Raw genomic sequence first — 21,759 nt, forward strand, 5'->3', positions numbered from 1 at the left:
AACTCCAGTCGCGGCAGCGTCGGTCACTTGTCCGCCCCTTCGTGCGCGTCGGTGTCGGCGTCCGTCTCGTCGGCTTCCGCGTCGGCGGATTCGGCCGGCTCGACCGGCTCGTAGACGAGCACCGCCCGGTTGTCGGGACGCAGCTGGGCCCTGGCCGCCGCCTGGACCTCCTCCGCGGTGACGTCGAGGACCCGCTGGACGGCGGTCAGGGCGAGCTGCGGGTCACCGAACAGCACGGCGAACCGGCAGAGTTCGTCGGCGCGACCCGCGACCGTACCGAGCCGGTCCAGCCACTCGCGCTCCAACTGTGCCTGAGCGCGCTCCATTTCCTCGGACGTGGGGCCCTCGGCGGCGAACCGGGCCAGCTCCTCGTCGACCGCGGCCTCGATCTGCGCCACCTCGACACCGCCGGACGTCTTCACGTCCAGCCAGCCGAGCGAGGGCGCGCCGGCCAGCCGCAGCAGCCCGAAACCTGCCGCAACGGCCGTGCGGTCGCGGCGGACCAGGCGGTTGTGCAGCCGGGAGGACTCGCCGCCGCCGAGCACGGTCAGCGCGAGATCCGCTGCGTCGCACTCCCTGGTGCCGTCGTGCGGCAGCCGGTAGGCGGCCATCAGCGCCCGGGCCGGGACCTCCTCGTGGACCTCTTCGCGCAGCTGCTCGCCGATGATCTCGGGGAGCGTGCCGTCGCGCGGCGGCTGCTTGCCGTCGTGGGACGGGATGGAGCCGAAGTACTTCTCGATCCAGGCGAGCGTCTGCTCGGGGTCGATGTCGCCGACGACCGACAGCACCGCGTTGTTGGGTGCGTAGTACGTACGGAAGAAGGTCCGCGCGTCGTCGAGCGTCGCCGCGTCCAGGTCGGCCATCGAGCCGATCGGGGTGTGGTGGTACGGGTGGCCCTCGGGATAGGCGAGGGCGGTCAGCCTCTCGAACGCCGTGCCGTACGGAACGTTGTCGTACCGCTGGCGGCGCTCGTTCTTGACGACGTCCCGCTGGTTCTCCATGGACTCGTCGTCGAGCGCGGCGAGCAGCGAGCCCATCCGGTCGGCTTCGAGCCACAGGGCCAGTTCCAGCTGATGCGTGGGCATCGTCTCGAAGTAGTTGGTGCGTTCGAAGCTGGTCGTCCCGTTGAGGGAGCCGCCGGCGCCCTGCACCAGCTCGAAGTGTCCGTTCCCCTTGACCTGTCCGGAGCCCTGGAACATCAGGTGCTCGAAGAGGTGAGCCAGACCCGTGCGCCCCTTGGCCTCGTGGCGCGACCCGACGTCGTACCAGAGGCACACCGCGGCGACCGGGGTCAGATGGTCCTCGGAGAGCACCACGCGCAGGCCGTTGGCCAGGCGGTGCTCGGTCGCTGTCAAGCCGCCGGAGCCGGCCTGGGCTGTGGCCGTGTGACCCATGGGCATGTACGTCCCTTCGATCGCGATACTGGATTTCCTGCGAGACCTGCCACTGTAAGCAAGCGCACCGACACCTGGCGAAGTTCCCGTGCCGTGGAAGTTCGCGTGAAAGAGCGCCAGGTCCTGTCCGGTCGATCTTCGTGGATCAGCCTGCGGCGTATGGTGCGGTGCATCGCAAGGCGGAGAATCGTCCTCGTACTGGACGTACGTGGACGACTGAAGACAACGCGGCGAGGTGCCGTGCCGGACGTTATGGGCCCACGAAGACCGGCTGGACAGGGCCTAGGGACGGGGCGAGGTCGGCGTTGTCAGAGCGGCGGTCCACAATGGTCCGCGTCAGAACCAGAGGTTGCCCGAACAGATCTGTGAAGGAGTCGCAGCAGCGATGGCCCGCCGCAGTACGAAGACCCCGCCGCCGGACGACTTCGAGGAGAAGATCCTCGACATCGACGTCGTCGACGAAATGCAGGGCTCCTTCCTCGAGTACGCGTACTCGGTGATCTACTCACGGGCCCTGCCGGACGCCCGCGACGGCATGAAGCCGGTGCACCGCCGCATCGTGTACCAGATGAACGAGATGGGGCTGCGCCCCGACCGCGGCTATGTGAAGTGCGCCCGCGTCGTCGGCGAGGTCATGGGCAAGCTGCATCCGCACGGCGACGCGTCGATCTACGACGCGCTGGTCCGGATGGCGCAGCCATTCTCGATGCGGCTCCCCCTTGTCGACGGGCACGGCAACTTCGGCTCGCTCGGCAACGACGACCCACCCGCCGCCATGCGGTACACCGAGTGCCGGATGGCCGACGCCACGTCGCTGATGACGGAGTCGATCGACGAGGACACCGTCGATTTCCAGTCGAATTACGACGGCCAGGAGCAGGAGCCGGTCGCCCTCCCGGCCGCGTATCCGAACCTCCTGGTCAACGGCTCGTCCGGGATCGCGGTCGGCATGGCGACCAATATGCCGCCGCACAATCTGGGCGAGGTCATCGCCGCCGCCCGCCATCTGATCAGGCATCCGGGCGCGGACCTGGAGACCCTGATGCGGTACGTCCCCGGACCCGACCTGCCGACCGGTGGCCGGATCGTGGGCCTCGGCGGGATCAAGGACGCGTACGCGGCCGGGCGTGGCACGTTCAAGATCCGTGCCACGGTCGCCGTGGAGAACGTGACGGCCCGCCGCAAGGGCCTGGTCGTCACCGAACTTCCCTTCTCCGTCGGCCCGGAGAAGGTGATCGCCAAGATCAAGGACCTGGTCTCGGTGAAGAAGCTCCAGGGCATCGCCGACGTCAAGGACCTCACCGACCGCGAGCACGGTCTGCGCCTGGTCATCGAGGTCAAGAACGGCTTCGTGCCCGAGGCCGTGCTGGAACAGCTCTACAAGCTGACGCCGATGGAGGAGTCCTTCGGCATCAACAATGTGGCGCTGGTCGACGGACAGCCGCTCACGCTGGGTCTCAAGGAGCTCCTCGAGGTCTACCTCGACCACCGCTTCGACGTGGTGCGGCGCCGCAGCGAGTTCCGCCGGACCAAGCGCCGGGACCGGCTGCACCTGGTCGAGGGACTGCTCGTCGCACTGATCGACATCGACGAGGTCATCCGGCTCATCCGGTCCAGCGACAATTCCGCGCAGGCGAAGGAGCGGCTCATCGAGCACTTCTCGCTGAGCGAGATCCAGACGCAGTACATCCTGGACACCCCGCTGCGCCGGCTGACCCGGTTCGACCGGATCGAGCTGGAGAGCGAGCGGGACCGGCTCAACGCCGAGATCGACGAGCTGACGACGATCCTCGAATCGGACGCCGAGCTCCGCAAGCTGGTCTCCACCGAACTGGCCGCGGTCGCGAAGAAGTTCGGTACCGACCGGCGTACGGTGCTGCTGGAGTCGGCCGGTTCGCAGGTCGCCTCGGTGCCTCTGGAGGTCGCGGACGACCCATGCCGGGTGCTGCTGTCCTCGACCGGTCTGCTGGCCCGTACGGCCACCGGCGACCCGATCGTCGTCGCCGAGGACGCCAAGCGCGCCAAGCACGACGCGATCGTGTCGGCCGTGCCGGCAACGGCGCGTGGCGATGTCGGCGTGGTGACGTCGACAGGGCGGCTGCTGCGACTCGCGGTGATCGACCTGCCCCAGCTGCCGGACACCCATGCCGCGCCGAATCTTTCGGGCGGGGCACAGGTCTCGGAGTTCCTTACGCTGGAGACCGATGAGGAGGTCATCTGCCTCACCACGCTCGACGAGTCCTCCCCCGGCCTGGCGATCGGCACCCTGCAGGGCGTCGTCAAGCGGGTGGTGCCGGACTATCCGGCCAACAAGGACGAGCTGGAGGTCATCACCCTCAAGGACGGTGACCGGATCGTCGGCGCCGCCGAACTGCGTACGGGCGAGGAGGACCTCGTCTTCATCACGTCCGACGCGCAGTTGCTGCGCTACCCGGCAGCCCAGGTACGGCCGCAGGGCCGGCCGGCGGGCGGTATGGCAGGCGTGAAGCTGGCGGAGGGCGCCGAGGTGCTCTCGTTCGGCGCGGTGGACCCGGCGGCGGACGCGATGGTGTTCACGGTGGCGGGCTCGCACGGCACGCTGGACGACTCGGTGCTGACGGCGAAGCTCACGCCGTTCGACCAGTACCCGCGCAAGGGCCGGGCCACCGGCGGCGTGCGCTGTCAGCGCTTCCTCAAGGGGGAGGACGTCCTGGTGTTCGCCTGGGCGGGTCCGATCCCGGCGCGGGCGGCGCAGAAGAACGGCGCCCCGTCCGAACTGCCGGAGCCGGATCCGCGGCGCGACGGTTCGGGGACGCCGCTGGCCAAGCCGGTCGCGGTGATCGCCGGACCGGTGTAGCCGACGGGATTCCGTCGGTCGGTTTCAGTCGGCCGGCTGTTGTACGTAGCGCAGGACGCCCCACATGCTCTGCTCATGTGCGGCGTCCTGCGTCATGTCCGGCGCCGGCCCGGCTTCCACCGGCGGTTCGGCGCTCTCGCGGCAGTCGGCCAGTTCCTTGTGCAGAGCGTCCGGGTCGATGCCGGAGCCGATCAGCACCAGCTGGGTGAGGCGCGGTTCGCCGCGCTTCCAGGGCTGCGGGGTGAACCGCAGGAACCGGCCGACCGCATGCACCTCGTACTTGTTGCCGCGGTCTCCCGCGCCGAAGTCGACGTACCCCTTGATCCGGTAGAGGCCCTCCGGCCGGGAGTCAAGAAACTCCATCGTTCGGCGGGGGTCCATGGGCACATCGGCGCTGAACGAGACACTCTCGTACGTGGCGTGCAGATGCCCCGCGTGCGTCTCGACACCCTCCTCGTCCAGCAGGAGGTCCTCGAAGGAGAGCTGACGCATCCGCTCCTCGCCGTCCGGCCGCAGGGCCGGGTCGAAGAGCAGCTCCGGGTCGATGCGTCCGTACGCGGCGGGGACAACGGCCGCCCTGCTGCCGGTCGCCGCAACGGCGTCCCGAATGCGGTCCTGCTCCTCGTCCGTGACCCGGTCCGTCTTGTTCAGCACCACGAGATCGGCGACGCCGAGGTGCCGGTCGATCTCCGGATGGCGCTCCCGGACTGCGTCGAACTCGGCGGCGTCGACGAGCTCGACCAGCCCCCCGTACACGATCTGCGGGTTGTCGCTGGCCAGCAGCATGCGCACGAGCTCCTGGGGTTCCGCGAGTCCGCTCGCCTCGATGACGATCACGTCGAGGCCGACGGCGGGGCGGGTCAGCGTCTCCAGGAAGGTGTCGAGTTCGCTCGCGTCGACGGCGCAGCACAGACATCCGTTGCCCAGTGAAACAGTCGAGCCGACCTGCCCCGAGACGGTCATGGCGTCGATCTCGATCGAACCGAAGTCGTTGACGATCACGCCGATCCGGTTCCCCGCACGGTGCCGGAGCAGGTGGTTGAGCAGGGTCGTCTTGCCGGAACCCAGGAACCCCGCCAGGACGATGACAGGGATCTGCTGCTTGCGGTGCGGGGACGACGGGCTCAACGGTGGCCTTCCTCGGAGGGACCTCAGGGCGCCGGTACCGGCTGCGGCGGGGGCGGACCGATGTAGCGGGCCGCCGGGCGGATGATCTTCGAGTCCTCCGCCTGCTCCAGGATATTGGCGCTCCAGCCGACCACACGCGCCGCACAGAAGGTCGGCGTGAACATCTCACGCGGCAGCCCGCACAGCTCCATGACGACCCCGGCGTAGAACTCCACGTTGGTGTGGAGCTCTCGGCCCGGCTTGAGCTCGGCGAGGATCTCCTCGACCTGCCGTTCCACCTCGACGGCGAAGTCGACCAACGGGCCGCCGAAACCCTGGGCGATCCCGCGCAGCATGCGTGAGCGCGGGTCCTCGGTGCGGTAGACGGGATGGCCGAAGCCCATGATCCGCTCGCCCGCCAGCACACGCTCGCGGATCCAGCCGTCGATGCGGTCGGGAGTACCGATCGCGTCCAGGGTGTCGAGCGCCCGGCTGGGCGCTCCACCGTGCAGCGGTCCGGAGAGTGCGCCGACGGCCGCCACCAGGCAGGCGGCGACGTCAGCACCGGTGGAGGCGACGACCCGGCCGGTGAAGGTCGAGGCGTTGAAGCCGTGGTCGACGGTGGAGATCAGGTACTGCTCGACGGCCCTGACGCGGGCGCGGTCCGGCACGGACCCGGTGAGCATGTAGAGGTAGTTGGCGGCGTACGGCAGATCGTCGCGCGGTTCGACCGGTTCGAGGCCCTGCCCGAGCCGGTGCAGTGCGGTCAGCACCGTGGGTACGGCGGCGCAGGCGGCCAGCGCGTCACTGCGGCGCCCCTCGCCGTCGATGTCGTACACCGGGCGGAATCCGGCGGAGGCGCCGAGCAACGACAGGGCGGTGCGCAGCCCGGCAAGCGGTCCTGAGACGGCCCCCGCACGGGCTATGGCGGGCAGGGCGTCCCATACGTCCACAGGCAGCCGCCGCAGGGCGGCAGTGCGCGCGGCGAAGTCGGCACGGACGGCCGGACCGGGCAGCTCGCCGTGGAACATCAGGTACCAGACGTCCTCGAAGCTGCGGGTCCGTGCGAGTTCGATCGCCGAGTACTGCCGGTAGTGGTAGAACCCCTCGCGCCCCCGGACGTCACCGAGAGCGGTGTCCGTGACGACGACACCCGCGAGGCCGCGGGGTACATCGAGCGGGGTGCCGTTGGTCATGGTCGGCATCTCTTCCTCCGCGAATTTCTCTGCTGAAGCCAGATCGATATTGATTTGACTGTCTATGATTGACTTCAATGGTGTCAATGTTGATTGAATCAATATGGATACGGTGAGCAGCATGAAGGATCAAGCAGCCCCCGGAGACGGTTCGGCCGGGGCGACCGCGGATCGGCTCACCACGCGCGAGACGGCCGAGCGCCTGGGGGTGAAGCCCGAGACGGTGTACGCGTATGTCAGCCGGGGCCAGTTGAGCAGCAGGCGCGCGCCCGGCGGCCGCGGCAGTACGTTCGACGCCGCGGAGGTCGATGCTCTGCTCCGGCGCACCGGACGCAGGGAACTCTCCCCCGTCACCGGAGACCTGGTGTTCCGCACCGGCATCACGCTGATCGAGGGCGACCGGTACTACTTCCGCGGTGTCGACGCGACCGAACTGGCCACGCACTACGCCTACGAGGAGATCGCCGAATGGCTGTGGACCGGTGAGCTCCGGCCAGGCACGCGCTTCACCGCGCCTGCCGAGGCCCTGGCCGCGGCGCGCCGCACGGTGGGTGCGCTGCCCGCACACAGCGGGTCCACGGACCGGCTGCGGGTCGCGGTCGTGGCCGCGGCCACCGCGGATCCGCTGCGCTTCGACCTCTCCCCCGAGGCGGTACTCGGCAGCGCGCGAAGCCTGATTCCCACCCTGGTCGGCGCGCTGCCGACAGCGGCCGGCGCACCGACGACGACCGGCCGTGAGGCTGCTTCGCAGACACCCGGGCTGGCACACCGGCTATGGCCGAAACTCACCGCCCACCCGGTCGACGCGGCGTCGCTCACCGTGCTGGACGCGGCTCTCGGCCTGCTGATCGACCATGATCTGGCTGCCTCGACGCTGGCCGCCCGCGTCGCCGCATCCGCGCATGCCCATCCGTACGCGGTGGTCTCCGCGGGCCTCGGCGTCCTTGAGGGCCCCCTGCACGGCGCCGCGAGCGGGCTGGCACACAGGATGCTCGTCGAGGTCCTGGAGCGGGGCAGCGCGGCCCCGGTGGTCGCCGACCATCTCCGCACCGGCCGCAGGGTGCCGGGACTCGGGCACCGGCTCTACACCGCCGAAGATCCGCGGGCGCGCACGCTGTTCGCCCTGCTCGCACAGGTCCCGCAGGCGGCGCCCGCGCTGGCCGCGGCGCGCGACGTGGTCACCACGACCGCGCGCCACACCCCGCTGCACGCCAACGTCGACCTGGCGCTCGCCGTGCTCTCGGTCTCGTCCGGCATGTCCGCCGAGGCGGGTGAGACGGTGTTCGCGGTGTCCCGAACAGCGGGCTGGATCGCGCATGCGCTGGAGGAGTACGGGGAACGCCCGCTGCGGATGCGCCCCAGCGGCCAGTACAGCGGCCCTCGCCCCCCTCAGCCGCTGCCCGGTCCGGGATCCGCCACGGCATAGGGGATCGGCCGCAATAGATAGCTCATGAGCCGCAAAATGTCGACGATCAACCGGAAGTGGTTCGTGGAGGCTGTGCGGTGGACCCCCGCACCACCAGTTCCGGCTCGAAGAGCAGCTCGTCGGAGGGCACGGCACGACCCCCGATCTGCACGGCGAGCAGCTCGACAGCCGCGCGCCCCATCGCTTCGATCGGCTGCCGGACCGTGGTCAGCGGCGGCTCGGTGCAGTTCATGAAGGCCGAGTCGTCGTACCCGACCACCGAGACATCGGCGGGCACGGAGAGGCCGCGGCGGCGGGCCGCGCGCACGGCGCCGAGCGCGAGCGGGTCGCTGGCACAGATGATGCCGGTGACCCCCTGGTCCAGCAGGCGCATGGCCGCGGCCTGCCCGCCCTCCAGCGAGAACATGGCCCTCGCCACCCACTCGTCCGGCACGGTGGTGCCGGACGAGTGGGCGAGCGCGCGGGCGGCCGCGAGCTTGCGCTGCGAGGGCACGTGGTCGGAGGGACCGAGCACCAGGCCGATGCGCTCGTGGCCGAGCGAGACCAGGTGACGCCACGCCTGCTCGACGGCGACCGAGTCGTCGCATGACACCCCGGGGAAACCGAGGTGCTCGATGGCTGCGTTGATCAGGACGACCGGGATCCTGCGGTCGGCCAGCACCTTGTAGTGATCGTGCGGGGCGTCCGCCTGGTGGTAGAGCCCGCCCGCGAAGACCACACCCGACACCTGCTGCTGCAGAAGCAGCTCCACGTAGTCGGCCTCGGAGACGCCCCCCTTGGTCTGGGTGCACAGGACGGGGGTCAGCCCCTGCTGGGCGAGCGCACCGCCGACGACCTCGGCGAAGGCCGGGAAGATCGGGTTCTGCAGCTCCGGCAGGACCAGTCCGACCAGTCGGGCCCGCTCGCCGCGCAGCTGGGTCGGACGCTCGTAACCGAGGACGTCGAGCGCGGAGAGGACGGCCTTCCGGGTGGCGTCGGAGACTCCGGGCTTGCCGTTGAGCACCCGGCTGACCGTGGCCTCGCTGACTCCCACCTTCTGTGCCACCTGAGCAAGTCGTCGCGTCATGTGCGCAAGATTAGCGAAAAAAACGCAAGCGGATTGCGTGGAGTTGGAAGGAAGAGAGATTTCAGGAAGCGCAGGGCGGCGTTTTACCTTCATACGATGAGCGCCCCACAGCCCACCCCCCGGAGACCGCGACGGCTCGGCTGGCCGCAGCGGGTCTTCTCCCAGGTGCTGCTGATGCAGCTCGCCATCGCCACCGGCGTCACCGTACTCGCCACCGGCCTCTTCCTGGCACCCCTCAGCACGCAACTCGACGACGAGGCGATGCGCCGTGCGCTCGCCATCGCGCAGAGCACGGCGGCCCAGCCGCAGATCTCCGAGTCCCTGCTCACCACGGCCCCTGTCCCCGGGGGGCCCGTGCAATCCGCCGCGGAACGGATCAGGCGGTCCACCGGCGCCGAGTACGTCGTCGTCATGGACCGGCACGGGGTGCGCTGGTCGCACACCGACACCCGCCGGATCGGCAAGGTCGTCTCGACCGACCCCAGTGAGGCGCTCGCGGGCGGAGAGATCATGGAGATCGACAGCGGTACGCTCGGCCGCTCGGCACGCGGCAAGGTGCCACTCCGCGACAACGCGGACCACATCGTCGGAGCGGTCTCGGTCGGCATCGCGTACGACAGTGTCCGCGCCCGGCTCCTGGCAGCGATCCCGGGGCTGCTCGCCTACGCGGGCGGGGCGCTCGCCGTCGGGGCGCTGGCTGCCTACCTGATCTCCCGCCGCATCCAGCGACAGACCCACGACCTGGCGTTCTCCGACATCTCCGCGCTGCTGACCGAGCGCGAGGCGATGCTGCACAGCATCCGCGAAGGGGTTGTCGCGCTGGACCGTACGGGACGCATCCGGCTGCTGAACGACGAGGCGCAGCGGCTGCTGGGGCTCGACCCCGACGCCGCGGGCCGCCCGCTCGACGACGTGCTCGGCCGGGGGCGGACCGCGGACGTGCTGGCCGGCCGCGTGGTGGGCGACGATCTGCTGACCGTGCGCGGCAACCGTGTGCTGCTCGCCAACCGGATGCCGACCGCCGACGGAGGCGCCGTCGCCACCCTCCGCGACCGTACCGAACTCGAACACCTCGGCCGCGAGCTCGACTCCACCCGTGGTCTGATCGATGCCCTGCGCGCACAGGACCACGAGCACGCCAACCGGCTGCACACCCTCCTGGGACTGCTGGAGCTGGACATGCACGAGGACGCGATGGAGTTCGTCACCGAGGTCGTCGGCGTCCACCGGGCCACCGCCGAGCAGGTCACCGAGAAGGTCCACGATCCGCTGCTGGCCGCCCTGCTGGTCGGCAAGGCGACGGTCGCCGCGGAGCGCGGCGTATCGCTGCGCATGGCGCCCGGCACGCTGCTCCCTGACCGGCTGGTGGACCCGCGCGGGCTGGTCACCGTCGTCGGCAACCTCGTCGACAACGCCCTGGACGCGGCCGCCGGATCGGACGACGCCCTGATCGAGGTAGGGCTGCGGGCGGATGGCCGTACGGTGGTGCTGCGGGTCCGCGACAGCGGCCCCGGCGTCCCTCCCGAGCATCGCGAATCGGTCTTCACGGAGGGCTGGTCGACCAAGGAACTCCCGGCGCACGGCAAGCGTGGTCTGGGTCTCGCGCTGGTACGGCGGCTGGCCGAACGACAGGGCGGCAGCGCCACCGTGGACGGGCCGCCGGAAGGCGGCGCCGAGTTCACTGTCGTACTGCCCGAGGCGCTCACCGAACCGGGTCTCGCGGACACACAGCTTCCGGAGCCGGATCTCACGGGAGGAGTTCAGTGATCCAGGTCCTGGTCGTGGACGACGACATCCGGGTTGCGCGGATCAACGCGGCGTATGTCTCGAAGGTGCCCGGCTTCCGGGTGGCGGCGCAGGCGCACAGCGCCGCCGAGGCCCTGGCCGCGGTCGAGTCGCAGCACGTGGATCTCGTCCTGCTCGACCACTACATGCCCGACCGCAATGGCCTGGCCGTGGTGCGCGAGCTGCGCAGGCTCGGTCACCGCACCGATGTGATCATGGTGACTGCGGCGCGTGACGTCGCCACCGTCCAGGAGGCCATGCGGCACGGCGCGCTCCAGTACCTGGTGAAGCCGTTCACCTACGCGGGGCTGCGTACCAAGCTGGAGGCGTACGCGGCGCTGCACCACACTCTGGAGGGCGGCGGCGAGGCCGAGCAGGGAGACGTGGACCGGCTCTTCGGCGCTCTGTGGGCGGCGGGCGAACCCGACCTGCCCAAGGGGCACTCCCCCACCACGGCGGAACTGGTCCGCCAGGCGCTCAAGAGGGCCGAGGGGCCGCTCTCCGCGCAGGAGATCGCGGAGAGCGCCGGAATGAGCCGGCAGACCGCGCAGCGCTACCTGAAGCTGCTGGAGCGGACGGGTCGGGTGCGGCTGACACTGCGGTACGGCGAGACAGGCCGCCCGGAACACCGCTACACCTGGGCCTCGGGCTCCTAGGAAATCCCTGCGTGACGGACCGCCGACCCGCATCCGCCACAGTCCAGTCCCGCATTCCCGGCCCGGCTCGTCCGCCGTCCGCTGCGCCCTGACCGGCTACACCGCCCCCGCCCCGGTCAGCGCGCGGACCTCGGTCTCCGCATGCTTGGCGGCGTCGGGCGGCTCGGGTGACGTGACTGTACCGATCCAACCGGCCAGGAAGCCGAGCGGGACGGAGACCAGTCCGGGGTTCTCCAGCGGGAAGAACTGGAAGTCGACGCCGGGGAAGAGCGAGGTAGGACTGCCGGAGACGACCGGTGAGAGCAGAACGAGCAGCAACGCGGGGATCAGCCCTCCGTAGACCGACCAGACCGCCCCTCGCGTGGTGAAGTTCCGCCAGAACAGCGAGTACAGCAGCACCGGCAGATTGGCCGAAGCGGCGACGGCGAAGGCGAGCGCCACCAGGAACGCCACATTCAGATCCTGCGCGACCAGCCCGAGCGCGATGGCGGCCACCCCGATCCCGGCCGCGGCGACCCGAGCCACGGTGACCTCGCTGTGCTGCTTCCGGCCCGGACGCCTGAGCGAGGCGTAGAGGTCGTGGGCCACGGAGGCGGACGAGGCGAGCGTGATCCCGGCGACGACGGCGAGGATGGTCGCGAAGGCCACGGCGGCGACCACCGCGAACAGGATCGTTCCCCCGGCGGAACCTTCACCGCCGCCGAGCACCACGGCCAGCAGCGGGACGGCGGTGTTCCCGGCGGGATTCGACGCCCGTACGTCCGCCGAACCGACCAGCGCCGCCGCCCCGAACCCGAGCACGATCGTCATCAGGTAGAAGCTGCCGATGAGGCCGATCGACCAGACGACCGATCGGCGGGCGGCGCGGGCGGTGGGCACGGTGTAGAAGCGCGACAGGATGTGGGGCAGTCCGGCCGTTCCGAGCACCAGGGCCAGCCCGAGGCTGATGAAGTCGAATCGCGCGGTCCAGCTGCCGCCGTACTTGAGTCCGGGCGAGAGGAACTTCAGTCCGTGCCCGCTCCGTTCGGCGGCGGAGGTGAGGAGCCCGTTGACGTTGCCATGGAAATGGACCAGAACCAGCACGGTGAGCACGGTCGCGCCCATCATCAGCAGGACGGCCTTGACGATCTGGATCCAGGTCGTCGCACGCATCCCCCCGAAGGACACATAGATCACCATGAGCGCCCCGACCCCGATGACGGTCCAGGAGCGGGCGGCGTTGCTCGTACCGCCGAGGAGCAGGGCGACCAGGCTGCCCGCACCCACCATCTGCGCCACCAGGTAGAGCACGGAGACGGTGACGGAGGAGATGCCCGCCGCGATCCGCACCGGACGTTCCGTCATGCGTGCGGCCACCACATCGGCGAGGGTGAACCGGCCGCAGTTACGGACGAGTTCGGCGACCAGCAGCAGGACGACGAGCCAGGCGACGAGGAAGCCGACCGAGTACAGCATGCCGTCGTAGCCGAACAGCGCGATCAGACCGGAGATACCGAGAAAGGATGCGGCCGACATGTAGTCACCGGCGATAGCGAAACCGTTCTCCATGGGGGAGAACAACCGACCGCCGGCGTAGAACTCCTCCGCCGAGCCGTGCCGGTTGCGGCTCACCCAGGTGGTGATGGCGAGCGTCACGGCGATGAATGCGCTGAACAGAAGCAACGCCAGGGTCTGGTGATTCCCGCTCAACGCCCGATCCCCCGCGTCATCTCCTGGGTCTCCCACCGCAGATCGAGCGCGGCCCGGTCCCTGCGCAGCCGCGCATGACGTGTGTACGCCCCGGTGAGCAGAAACGTGGTGAGGAACTGCCCGAGCCCCGCGACCATCGCCACGTTGACGGCCCCGGCGACCGGACGGGCCATCAGTCCGGGTGCGGTGACCGCCGTGACAACGTAGGCGAGGTACCAGACGACGAAGGCCAGGGTGGCGGGGACGACGAACCGCCGGTATCGACGCCGCACGTCCTGGAAGACCGCGCTGCGCTGCACCTCCAGATAGATGTCTGCCGCGCTGTGGCTGCTCTGCGGGGCCACGGGCCCGGGGGGCCCGACGGGCATGAAGCCCCCCGCACCGTCCAGCTCGCCCCATCCGGAGGCCAGAGCGTCGTACCACGGGTCGTCGACTCGCATCGCTGCAGCGTCGCGCCCTGCTTCCTTCTCCACCGAACAACTCCCCTTGTCCACGGACCACTTCGGCCGCGTACCCAAGAATGGGCAGATCAGGAAGTTCCCGGGCACTTCATTCGCCGCTCTTCACCTCTTCAGGTGAAGGATGTCCCGGGCGGGTGTGCGAGACCCCGAACGTACGCGTAGCGCACGGCCTGCGCTCTGTCGCGTACCCCGGCCTTGGCGAAGAGATTGTTGATGTGACTCTTCACCGTGGCCTGCGAGATGTGCAGCCTGCGGCCGATCTCCTGGTTGGACATCCCCTCGGCGATCAGGACGAGTACTTCCGCCTCGCGGGGCGTAAGACCGTCGGGCAGTTGCGACTGGGCAGGCCGCGGCCCGGCGGGGGCCGGTGCTGTGGTGACCCGCTCCAGCAGCCGACGCTGCACCACGGGCGAGAGCCCGGCCTCGCCCGACAGCACTGCCTGGATGGCCCGCACGATCTCGTCGCCCCCGGCGTCCTTCGTGAGGTAGCCGCGGGCGCCCGCCTGCAGCGCGGGGAAGAGCGAGTCGTCGTCCGCGAACGTCGTGAGGACCACCACCTGCGTGCCCGGATACTCCGTTCGGATGCGCCGTGTGGCCTCCACCCCGTCGCAGCGGGGCATCCGAAGATCCATCAGAACCACATCGGGCGCCCGCTCGGCGACGAGCGCGACGGCCTCTTCCCCGTCCCTCGCCGATCCCACCACCTCGACTCCGGGCAACAGCCCCAGCAGCATCACGATTCCCTCGCGCACCACCGACTGATCGTCGGCGACCACGACCCGCGCGTTCACGCGGGCACCCGCAGACTCACCACGAACCCCTCCTCGCCCGGACCCGCCTCCAACGTCCCGCCGAGCAGCTCGGCGCGCTCCCTCATCCCCAGCAGACCGTATCCGGAGCCGCTGACAGCGAGCTCCTCCACGGGCCGGTGACCGCCCCGGTCCCTGACCTCCAGAGCGACTTCGCCCGGCAGGTACTCCAGCCGTACGAGAACGGTGGCCCCCGGCGCGTGCTTGCGCACATTGGTCAGCGCCTCCTGCGCCACCCGTCGGACCGTCTGCGAGGCCTCTGCCGTCAGCGGCCGCTGCTCCCCGGCCACGGTCACCTCGCCCGGCTCCGCAGTCACAAGCTGTCTCAGGAAGTCCTCCACCGGCGCGACCTCGCCCCGGAGCGCGGCGAGCGCCTGACGGGTCTCGGCGAGCCCCTCGCGCGCCATCGAACGCGCCGCCACCACTCGCTCCAGGACCTGGTCCCGGAACTCCCCGGAAGGCTGTCGCTCAATGAGGAGCCGCGCCGCCTCCAGGTGCACCAGCTGCGCGGAGAGACTGTGCGCGAGCACATCGTGTATCTCCCGAGCGATCCTGGAGCGCTCGTTCAGCGCCGCCGATTCCGCTTCCGCCGCCCTCGCCGCCCGCTCCTGCGCCAGGAGCCGCAGGGCGCTGCCACGCGCCTCGGCATCCAGCCGGAGCACGTATCCCGCGAGGCAGAGGCCCCCCGTGGTCAGCGCCGTCGTCATCCACCCGTCGGCGTTGACGGCGGCGTATGCGGCGAGCGCGACGGCCGTGGCGGGAACAGCCGCCGAGAGCGGCAACCGCTCCAGTGCGGTCACCGCGCAACCGCACCACAGGACTACGGCCGGCACACCGGCACCGGCTTGCTGCGCCCCGAAGGCCGCTGCCATCAACAGCGCCATCAACCCGAGGGAGGGCCACAGTCGGTGTTCCAGACTGGTCCGGAAGAACGCCCACGCGGTCCAGGCGCAACCCAGTACACCCAGGAGTCCGACCGCGACTTCCCAGGGGCCGAACTTTCCGGCGGTGAAGGTGCCCCAGAGCACGAGGACCAGCAGGAGCGCGCGTACGGACCAGGCGATGACCGCCCGTGGGCGCGTGCGCCCCTGTCGGGAGAGTGCCTCCCGGGACGGCCAACTCGTCCAGGTAGCGCGTGTCACACACGGTCCTTCCACGCCGGCTGCGACGGCGGGCCGCCGGCAGCATCACCGTACGCCGGGCTCATCCCCCGGGCCCGCCAGGTCAGCACGGCGCTGCGCGCGAGCAGCGTCAGCGCGAGAGCGGCCATGAGGGCGGCACTGCCCTGCCGTATGCCCATCAGCGCGGCCGTCCCGTACAGCGCGGCTCTCATCGCCAGACCTCCCGTCCAGACCAGGACGGTGGCCTTGGTACCTCTGCTCCACAGAGATCCGTCCGACTCGCGCCACAGCCGGGTCGTCCAGCCCCAGCCGACGCCGATGACCAGCCCGACCAGCAGTTCGGCGCCGAGGACCACTGCGGACAGCGATTCGTGGCGCGAGTCGGTCAGGCCGGGTTCGCGCAGGGACAGGAAGATCAGAATGCCGGGCAGGACCCACCAGCGCCGGTCGTCCGCGATCCGTCGTGCCGAGCACTGGCGGACCACGACGAGTGCGATGACGGCAATGATCACCAGGACATTGATGAGTCCTGACATGGCGGCCTCCGAAGTGCGGAAAGGTTCAACACCTTCGACGCTACGGAAAATGCCAGGTCAGAGAATCGGCTCAGGGGTTGATCGTGGGTGGAGCCGCCGTCTCCACCCACGGGTGGAGACGGCGGCTGCCGGTCACGCGTCGATGCGCGAGCGGTCCAGCGTGGCGGCGGAGCTGGTGATGAATTCCTTGCGGGGCGCGACCTCGTTGCCCATCAGCAGATCGAAGACCTGCTCGGAGGATTCGAGGTCGCCGATGTTGATCCGCCGCAGTGTCCGGTGGCGCGGATCCATCGTGGTCTCGGCCAGCTGGTCGGCGTCCATCTCACCCAGCCCCTTGTACCGCTGGATCGAGTCCTTGTACCGGACGTTCTTGCGCTGCAGCTCCAGCAGCGTCTGGCGCAGCTCGCCGTCGGAGTAGGTGTAGATGTACTTGTCCTGGCCCTTCTTCGGCTGGACCAGCTCGATCCGGTGGAGCGGGGGCACAGCGGCGAAGACGCGTCCCGCCTCGACCATGGGCCGCATGTACCGCTGGAAGAGCGTGAGCAGCAGGATGCGGATGTGCGCGCCGTCGACATCGGCGTCCACCAGGAGGACGATCTTGCCGTAGCGGGCGGCGTCGATGTCGAAGGTCCGCCCGGACCCGGCCCCTATGACCTGGATGATCGCGCCGCACTCGGCGTTCTTCAGCATGTCCGAGACAGATGCCTTCTGGACATTGAGGATCTTGCCCCGGATCGGCAGCAACGCCTGGAACTCACTGTTCCGGGCGAGCTTGGCCGTGCCGAGCGCGGAGTCCCCCTCCACGATGAAGAGCTCGCTGCGGTCCACGTCGTCGCTGCGGCAGTCCGCGAGCTTGGCGGGCAGCGAGGAGGACTCCAGCGCCGTCTTACGACGCTGCGCGTCCTTGTGCTGCCGGGCCGCGATGCGCGTGCGCGCGGCGGCGACCGCCTTGTCCAGGACTGCCCTGGCCTGCGCCTTGGCATCACGCTTGGTGGACGTCAGGAATGCCTTGAGTTCCTTGGCGACGACATTGGCGACGATCCGGTTGGCCGCCGAGGTGCCGAGGACCTCCTTGGTCTGGCCCTCGAACTGCGGCTCCGCCAGCCGTACGGTGACGACTGCGGTGAGGCCCTCCAGGGCGTCGTCCTTGACGATGTCGTCCTCGGCGACCCGCAGGAGCTTCGCGGAGCGGAGCACCTCGTTGACCGTCTTGGTCACGGAGCGTTCGAACCCGGTCACATGTGTGCCGCCCTTGGGGGTGGCAATGATGTTGACGAAGGACTTGAGATTGGTGTCGTATCCCGTGCCCCAGCGCATGGCAATGTCGACGGCCAGCTCGCGCGTGACCTCGGTCGCCGTCATGTGCCCGCGCTCGTCCAGGACCGGCACGGTCTCCTTGAAAGTGCCGTGCCCGGTCAGCCGCAGCACGTCGCAGACCGCCTTGTCCTGGGCCAGGTACTCGCAGAATTCACTGATTCCGCCCTCGAAGCGGAACGTCTCCTCGGTCTTGCCCTCACCATCGAGACCGCGTTCGTCGCGAACGACGATGGTGAGTCCGGGGACGAGGAATGCCGTCTGCCGGGCCCGCTGGTAGAGCGTCTCCAGGCCGAGCTTGGCGTCCTTGAGGAAGATCTGCCGGTCGGCCCAGTAGCGCACCCTGGTGCCGGTGCGCGCCTTCGGGACCCGCTTCCCCTTGCGAAGGCCGTTGGCCGGGTCGAACGGGCTGTCCGGGCCCTGCTCCGTGAAGATGCCCGGCACCCCGCGCCGGAAGCTGATCGAGTGGGTCGCGCTGTTGCGGTCGACCTCGACGTCGAGCCGGGCCGAGAGCGCGTTGACCACGGAGGCTCCCACACCGTGCAGACCACCGGACGCGGCGTACGAGCCGCCGCCGAACTTGCCGCCGGCGTGAAGCTTGGTCATGACGACCTCGACGCCGGACAGTCCGGTCTTGGGCTCCACATCGACGGGGATGCCCCGGCCGTTGTCTCGGACCTCGACGGAGTTGTCCTCGTGGAGGATGACCTCGATGTGGTCGCAGTAACCGCCGAGGGCCTCGTCGACGGAGTTGTCGATGATCTCCCAGAGGCAGTGCATGAGGCCGCGGCTGTCGGTCGACCCGATGTACATCCCGGGGCGCTTGCGGACTGCCTCAAGGCCCTCGAGCACGAGAAGGTGCCGCGCGGTGTAGTTGGAGCCGTCTCGGTCTGCTCCGGTCAGCAGCGCAGTGGACGGCACGGACGTATCGGCGGTCACGCGGTTCGCTCCTCGCTGAATTTCATTTGGGGTCCAGGTGGGTAACGGGCTCGGCTTCGGTTGCCGCTGAGAGCGTACCGAGGCCTGATAGAGCGGTTGTACCGCCACCCTCAGGGAATGCTCACACTAGACCAGCCTCGCATACGCGTTCGATCCCTCGTTGGAGTGACGCGCACATCACGTTCCCTTCGAGGCATGAACCATTTAGGCTCCGGGCACGTCCTCATGAACAAACCGGCAAGCCGGCCGGACGGACCGACCGACCGACCAATACAAGCAACGCGAAACCGTAGCGCTACGCAATACGGCACATTCGCCGCCAACCGGCAACAGACAGCCATCTTGAGAAGAAGTTTCGAAGAAAAGCCACGAGCGGGAACGTTTTCGGCCTGGTTGGATGTTGACCCTGGTACGACAGCTCGTCGAGCTAGAGAAGAGGCGACGTGACTACTGTTCTGACCCCCGCGAGCCCGCTGACCGCAGCAGACCGCTGTGACCGTTGCGGCGCCCAGGCATATCTGCGCGTCGTCCTGATCAGCGGCGGTGAACTGCTTTTCTGCGCCCACCATGGTCGCAAGTTCGAGCCGGAACTCAAGAAGATCGCCGCGGAAATACAGGATGAGACGGACCGGCTGACGGCCGTGCAGGCCAATGCCGTCGAAGAGGAACAACACTGACACCTCGCATCCACGACGAGCCAGGGTCCGGCTCCGTACCGGCCGACGGGCGGCTCCCCCACCGAAGGGGGAGCCGCCCGTTCTCGTACCTATGGAGCGACGCCGGTCAGCTACTGCCCGCCATCCAGCCCGCCGCCGCGGAGATCCTCGTGTAGACGCCGGGGCTGCCCGCCACCCCACAGCCATTCCCCCAGGACACCAGGCCGATGAGCCGCCCACCGGCCACCAGCGGCCCTCCGCTGTCCCCCTGGCATGCGTCGTGCCCGCCGTGCGGTTCGCCCGCGCAGAGCATCGTCGAGGCCTCGTACGCGGCGCCCCTGCCACCCGGGTAGGCCCGCTCGCACGTGCTGTCCGGCAGAACCCTCACCTGGGCGAAGCGGAGCGACGTCACGTAGTCACCGTTCCCGGAGATGTCCCCCCAGCCGTAGACGAGGGCTGCACTACCCGGCTCATCGGCCCGGTCACCGGCTGTGGCCATCGGGATCACACTCTCTCCGGGGAGCGCGTCGGCCAGGGTGAGCACCGCCAGATCGCCGGAGTTGGTGGTGGGGTCGTACCCCGGGTTGATCCATGTCCCCTTGACCGCGACCTCCCGGCCGCCGGAGCCGGTCAGCTCATCCCGCCCGGCAATGATCCGCAGGTCGTGCACCTGACTCACATCGGTGCCGAGCGCCTCCCGGTTCAGACAGTGCGCGGCGGTCAGCACCTTCGTCGGCCCTACCAGCACAGCACCGCAGAACTGGCCCGCACGGGTACCTCCGAAACGGTTACGGCTGGACAGCGCCACGACCCACGGACTGTCCTTGACATGTGCCGGCTGCCCACCGATGACGATGCTGTCGGCAGCCGCCGGAACCAGGGACCCGAGCGGTATCACGGCTGCCGCGGCAACCAGGGCGAGCAGCCTGGTCATGGCGCGGACGACGGTACGGGACATGCGTACTCCTGACTCTGCGGTGGACCATGCCCACTCAGAGTCATCCAGCGTGTCGGCAACCGCACCCGCACATGCGCCGAGGGCCCGGTTCCTCGGAACCGGGCCCTCGGCCTGCTTACTCCCGCGACTTAGTCGAGGTAGTCGCGCAGCACCTGCGAACGCGACGGGTGGCGCAGCTTCGACATGGTCTTCGACTCGATCTGGCGGATGCGCTCACGCGTCACGCCGTAGACCTTGCCGATCTCGTCGAGGGTCTTCGGCTGCCCGTCCGTGAGACCGAAGCGCATCGAGACCACGCCGGCCTCACGCTCGGAGAGGGTGTCGAGCACCGAGTGCAGCTGCTCCTGGAGGAGCGTGAAGCTGACCGCGTCGGCCGGGACGACCGCCTCGGAGTCCTCGATCAGGTCACCGAACTCGCTGTCCCCGTCCTCACCCAGCGGCGTGTGGAGGGAGATCGGCTCACGCCCGTACTTCTGGACCTCGATGACCTTCTCGGGGGTCATGTCGAGTTCCTTGGCCAGCTCCTCCGGGGTGGGCTCACGGCCCAGGTCCTGGAGCATCTGACGCTGCACACGCGCGAGCTTGTTGATGACCTCGACCATGTGCACCGGGATACGGATGGTGCGGGCCTGGTCGGCCATGGCGCGGGTGATCGCCTGACGGATCCACCAGGTGGCGTACGTGGAGAACTTGTAGCCCTTGGTGTAGTCGAACTTCTCGACCGCGCGGATCAGACCGAGGTTGCCCTCCTGGATCAGGTCCAGGAAGAGCATGCCGCGGCCGGTGTAACGCTTGGCCAGCGAGACCACGAGGCGGAGGTTGGCCTCCAGCAGGTGGTTCTTGGCCCGGCGCCCGTCCTCGGCGATGATCTCCAGCTCGCGCTTGAGCTTCGGCGCAAGCTTGTCGGAGTTCGCCAGCTTGTCCTCGGCGAACAGGCCAGCTTCGATGCGCTTGGCGAGCTCGACCTCCTGCTCGGCGTTGAGGAGCGGGACCTTGCCGATCTGCTTCAGGTAGTCCTTGACCGGGTCGGCCGTGGCACCTGCGACGGCGACCTGCTGCGCGGGTGCGTCGTCCTCGTCGTCGTCGGAGAGGACGAAGCCCTTGTTCTCGCCCTCGGCCTCCTCGTCGTCGCCCTTGCCGACCTGCACTTCCTCGACAGCCTCGTCGCCGTCGAGGAGCTCGTCGGCGTCCTTCTTACCGGCCTTCTTCGTTGCAGTCTTCTTGGCCGCCGTCTTCTTCACGGCGGTCTTCTTGGCAGCCGTCTTCTTGGCTGCCGCCTTCTTCGCAGGGCTGGCCGCGGCAGCGTCGTCGGCCACCACGTCCACGGTCTCGGCCGACGGGGCGGCGGTGGCCGCGACGGTCCTCGTCACGGTCGTCTTGGCCGCGACAGTCTTGGTGGCGGTGCGCTTGACCGGGCTCTTCGCTGCGACGCTCTTGCGGGCGCGCTTCGGCGACTCCGCGGCACTGACCATCAGCGTCACACCCTCTTCCTCGAGGATCTGGTTGAGGCTGCGCAGAACATTCTTCCACTGGGTTGGCGGAATCTGGTCAGCCTCGAAGGCCCGACGCACGTCATCGCCGGCGATCTGCCCATCAGCCTTTCCCCGCTCGATGAGCGCCATCACAGACTCGGACTCGGCGATCTCCGGCGGGAGCGTACGGGATGTGCTGGCCGACACGAACAACCTCTCGGAACGATGGAAAACGGCTTCCGGCCCGGCCCTGGAGAGGGCTGGAACCGACGACCGTCGGGCTGGGAATGTACCGACGGCGCGGGTTTGGCCTCAGAACTGCACAGCGCCGTCAATGG

Annotated in this window: 17 protein-coding genes; 5 read left to right on the forward strand and 12 right to left on the reverse strand. The window is 69.2% G+C overall.

The annotated features are described in order from the left end of the window. Positions 1 to 23 precede the first annotated feature (23 nt). Complete coding sequence (locus tag OG972_RS11430; protein ID WP_266980695.1) at positions 24 to 1,400, reverse strand: pitrilysin family protein; 1,377 nt, start codon at positions 1,398 to 1,400, stop codon at positions 24 to 26. Positions 1,401 to 1,779: 379 nt separating this feature from the next. On the opposite strand from OG972_RS11430, the gene OG972_RS11435 reads away from it, so the two are divergent. Further along, positions 1,780 to 4,230, forward strand: a complete 2,451-nt coding sequence (locus OG972_RS11435; protein WP_266980697.1) for a DNA topoisomerase (ATP-hydrolyzing) subunit A — start codon at positions 1,780 to 1,782, stop codon at positions 4,228 to 4,230. 24 nt (positions 4,231 to 4,254) lie between these two features. On the opposite strand, the gene OG972_RS11440 is transcribed toward OG972_RS11435, so the two are convergent. Further along, positions 4,255 to 5,358, reverse strand: a complete 1,104-nt coding sequence (locus OG972_RS11440; protein ID WP_266980699.1) for a GTP-binding protein — start codon at positions 5,356 to 5,358, stop codon at positions 4,255 to 4,257. Positions 5,359 to 5,381: 23 nt separating this feature from the next. After that, positions 5,382 to 6,542, reverse strand: a complete 1,161-nt coding sequence (locus OG972_RS11445; RefSeq protein ID WP_266980701.1) for a citrate synthase/methylcitrate synthase — start codon at positions 6,540 to 6,542, stop codon at positions 5,382 to 5,384. A gap of 112 nt (positions 6,543 to 6,654) precedes the next feature. Between OG972_RS11445 and OG972_RS11450 the strand changes: the two genes are divergently transcribed. Continuing rightward, on the forward strand, positions 6,655 to 7,959 hold the full coding sequence (locus OG972_RS11450) for a citrate synthase (protein WP_266980703.1): 1,305 nt from the start codon (positions 6,655 to 6,657) through the stop codon (positions 7,957 to 7,959). A gap of 46 nt (positions 7,960 to 8,005) precedes the next feature. Here OG972_RS11450 and OG972_RS11455 read toward each other — a convergent pair whose 3' ends face one another. Continuing rightward, positions 8,006 to 9,025 carry a LacI family DNA-binding transcriptional regulator gene (locus tag OG972_RS11455; protein WP_266980705.1) on the reverse strand — a complete coding sequence of 340 codons (1,020 nt, stop codon included), beginning with the start codon at positions 9,023 to 9,025 and terminating at the stop codon, positions 8,006 to 8,008. Positions 9,026 to 9,121: 96 nt separating this feature from the next. Here OG972_RS11455 and OG972_RS11460 point away from each other — a divergent pair, with 96 nt between their 5' ends. Both OG972_RS11460 and OG972_RS11465 read left to right on the forward strand, forming a co-directional pair. Continuing rightward, on the forward strand, positions 9,122 to 10,792 hold the full coding sequence (locus tag OG972_RS11460; protein WP_266980707.1) for a sensor histidine kinase: 1,671 nt from the start codon (positions 9,122 to 9,124) through the stop codon (positions 10,790 to 10,792). Then, positions 10,789 to 11,466 carry a response regulator gene (locus OG972_RS11465; protein WP_266980709.1) on the forward strand — a complete coding sequence of 226 codons (678 nt, stop codon included), beginning with the start codon at positions 10,789 to 10,791 and terminating at the stop codon, positions 11,464 to 11,466. The genes OG972_RS11460 and OG972_RS11465 overlap by 4 nt, the downstream gene beginning before the upstream one ends. Before the next feature lie 96 nt (positions 11,467 to 11,562). On the opposite strand, the gene OG972_RS11470 is transcribed toward OG972_RS11465, so the two are convergent. The 6 genes from OG972_RS11470 to OG972_RS11495 all read right to left on the reverse strand — a co-directional run bounded on the left by OG972_RS11470 (position 11,563) and on the right by OG972_RS11495 (position 18,335). Then, positions 11,563 to 13,155, reverse strand: coding sequence for a cation acetate symporter (locus OG972_RS11470; RefSeq protein ID WP_266980711.1), 1,593 nt, complete (start codon positions 13,153 to 13,155; stop codon positions 11,563 to 11,565). Then, complete coding sequence (locus tag OG972_RS11475) at positions 13,152 to 13,595, reverse strand: DUF485 domain-containing protein (protein WP_266980713.1); 444 nt, start codon at positions 13,593 to 13,595, stop codon at positions 13,152 to 13,154. Before OG972_RS11475 ends, OG972_RS11470 begins: the two co-directional genes overlap by 4 nt. A 131-nt stretch (positions 13,596 to 13,726) precedes the next feature. After that, the gene (locus tag OG972_RS11480) at positions 13,727 to 14,407 is read right to left on the reverse strand and encodes a response regulator transcription factor (RefSeq protein ID WP_266980715.1); all 681 of its coding nucleotides are present in this window, start codon (positions 14,405 to 14,407) and stop codon (positions 13,727 to 13,729) included. Further along, on the reverse strand, positions 14,404 to 15,567 hold the full coding sequence (locus tag OG972_RS11485) for a sensor histidine kinase (RefSeq protein ID WP_266980717.1): 1,164 nt from the start codon (positions 15,565 to 15,567) through the stop codon (positions 14,404 to 14,406). The genes OG972_RS11480 and OG972_RS11485 overlap by 4 nt, the downstream gene beginning before the upstream one ends. Continuing rightward, the gene (locus tag OG972_RS11490) at positions 15,564 to 16,082 is read right to left on the reverse strand and encodes a DUF1453 domain-containing protein (RefSeq protein WP_266980719.1); all 519 of its coding nucleotides are present in this window, start codon (positions 16,080 to 16,082) and stop codon (positions 15,564 to 15,566) included. The genes OG972_RS11485 and OG972_RS11490 overlap by 4 nt, the downstream gene beginning before the upstream one ends. A 132-nt stretch (positions 16,083 to 16,214) precedes the next feature. Further along, positions 16,215 to 18,335, reverse strand: a complete 2,121-nt coding sequence (locus OG972_RS11495; RefSeq protein ID WP_266980721.1) for a type IIA DNA topoisomerase subunit B — start codon at positions 18,333 to 18,335, stop codon at positions 16,215 to 16,217. Positions 18,336 to 18,778: 443 nt separating this feature from the next. Between OG972_RS11495 and OG972_RS11500 the strand changes: the two genes are divergently transcribed. Further along, entirely contained in the window at positions 18,779 to 19,012 is a 234-nt protein-coding gene (locus OG972_RS11500; protein ID WP_037701300.1) for a hypothetical protein, read from the forward strand. A gap of 106 nt (positions 19,013 to 19,118) precedes the next feature. Here OG972_RS11500 and OG972_RS11505 read toward each other — a convergent pair whose 3' ends face one another. Together OG972_RS11505 and OG972_RS11510 are read right to left on the reverse strand one after the other, a co-directional pair. Continuing rightward, a complete protein-coding gene (locus tag OG972_RS11505; RefSeq protein ID WP_266980724.1) occupies positions 19,119 to 19,949 on the reverse strand; it encodes a trypsin-like serine protease in 831 nt (276 codons plus the stop codon). Positions 19,950 to 20,077: 128 nt separating this feature from the next. Next, positions 20,078 to 21,628 (reverse strand): RNA polymerase sigma factor, encoded by a 1,551-nt coding sequence (locus OG972_RS11510; RefSeq protein WP_266980726.1) that lies wholly within the window; start codon positions 21,626 to 21,628, stop codon positions 20,078 to 20,080. Between the last annotated feature and the right edge of the window lie 131 nt (positions 21,629 to 21,759).

This window comes from Streptomyces sp. NBC_01669, assembly GCF_026339735.1.
Lineage (GTDB): Bacteria > Actinomycetota > Actinomycetes > Streptomycetales > Streptomycetaceae > Streptomyces > Streptomyces yanii.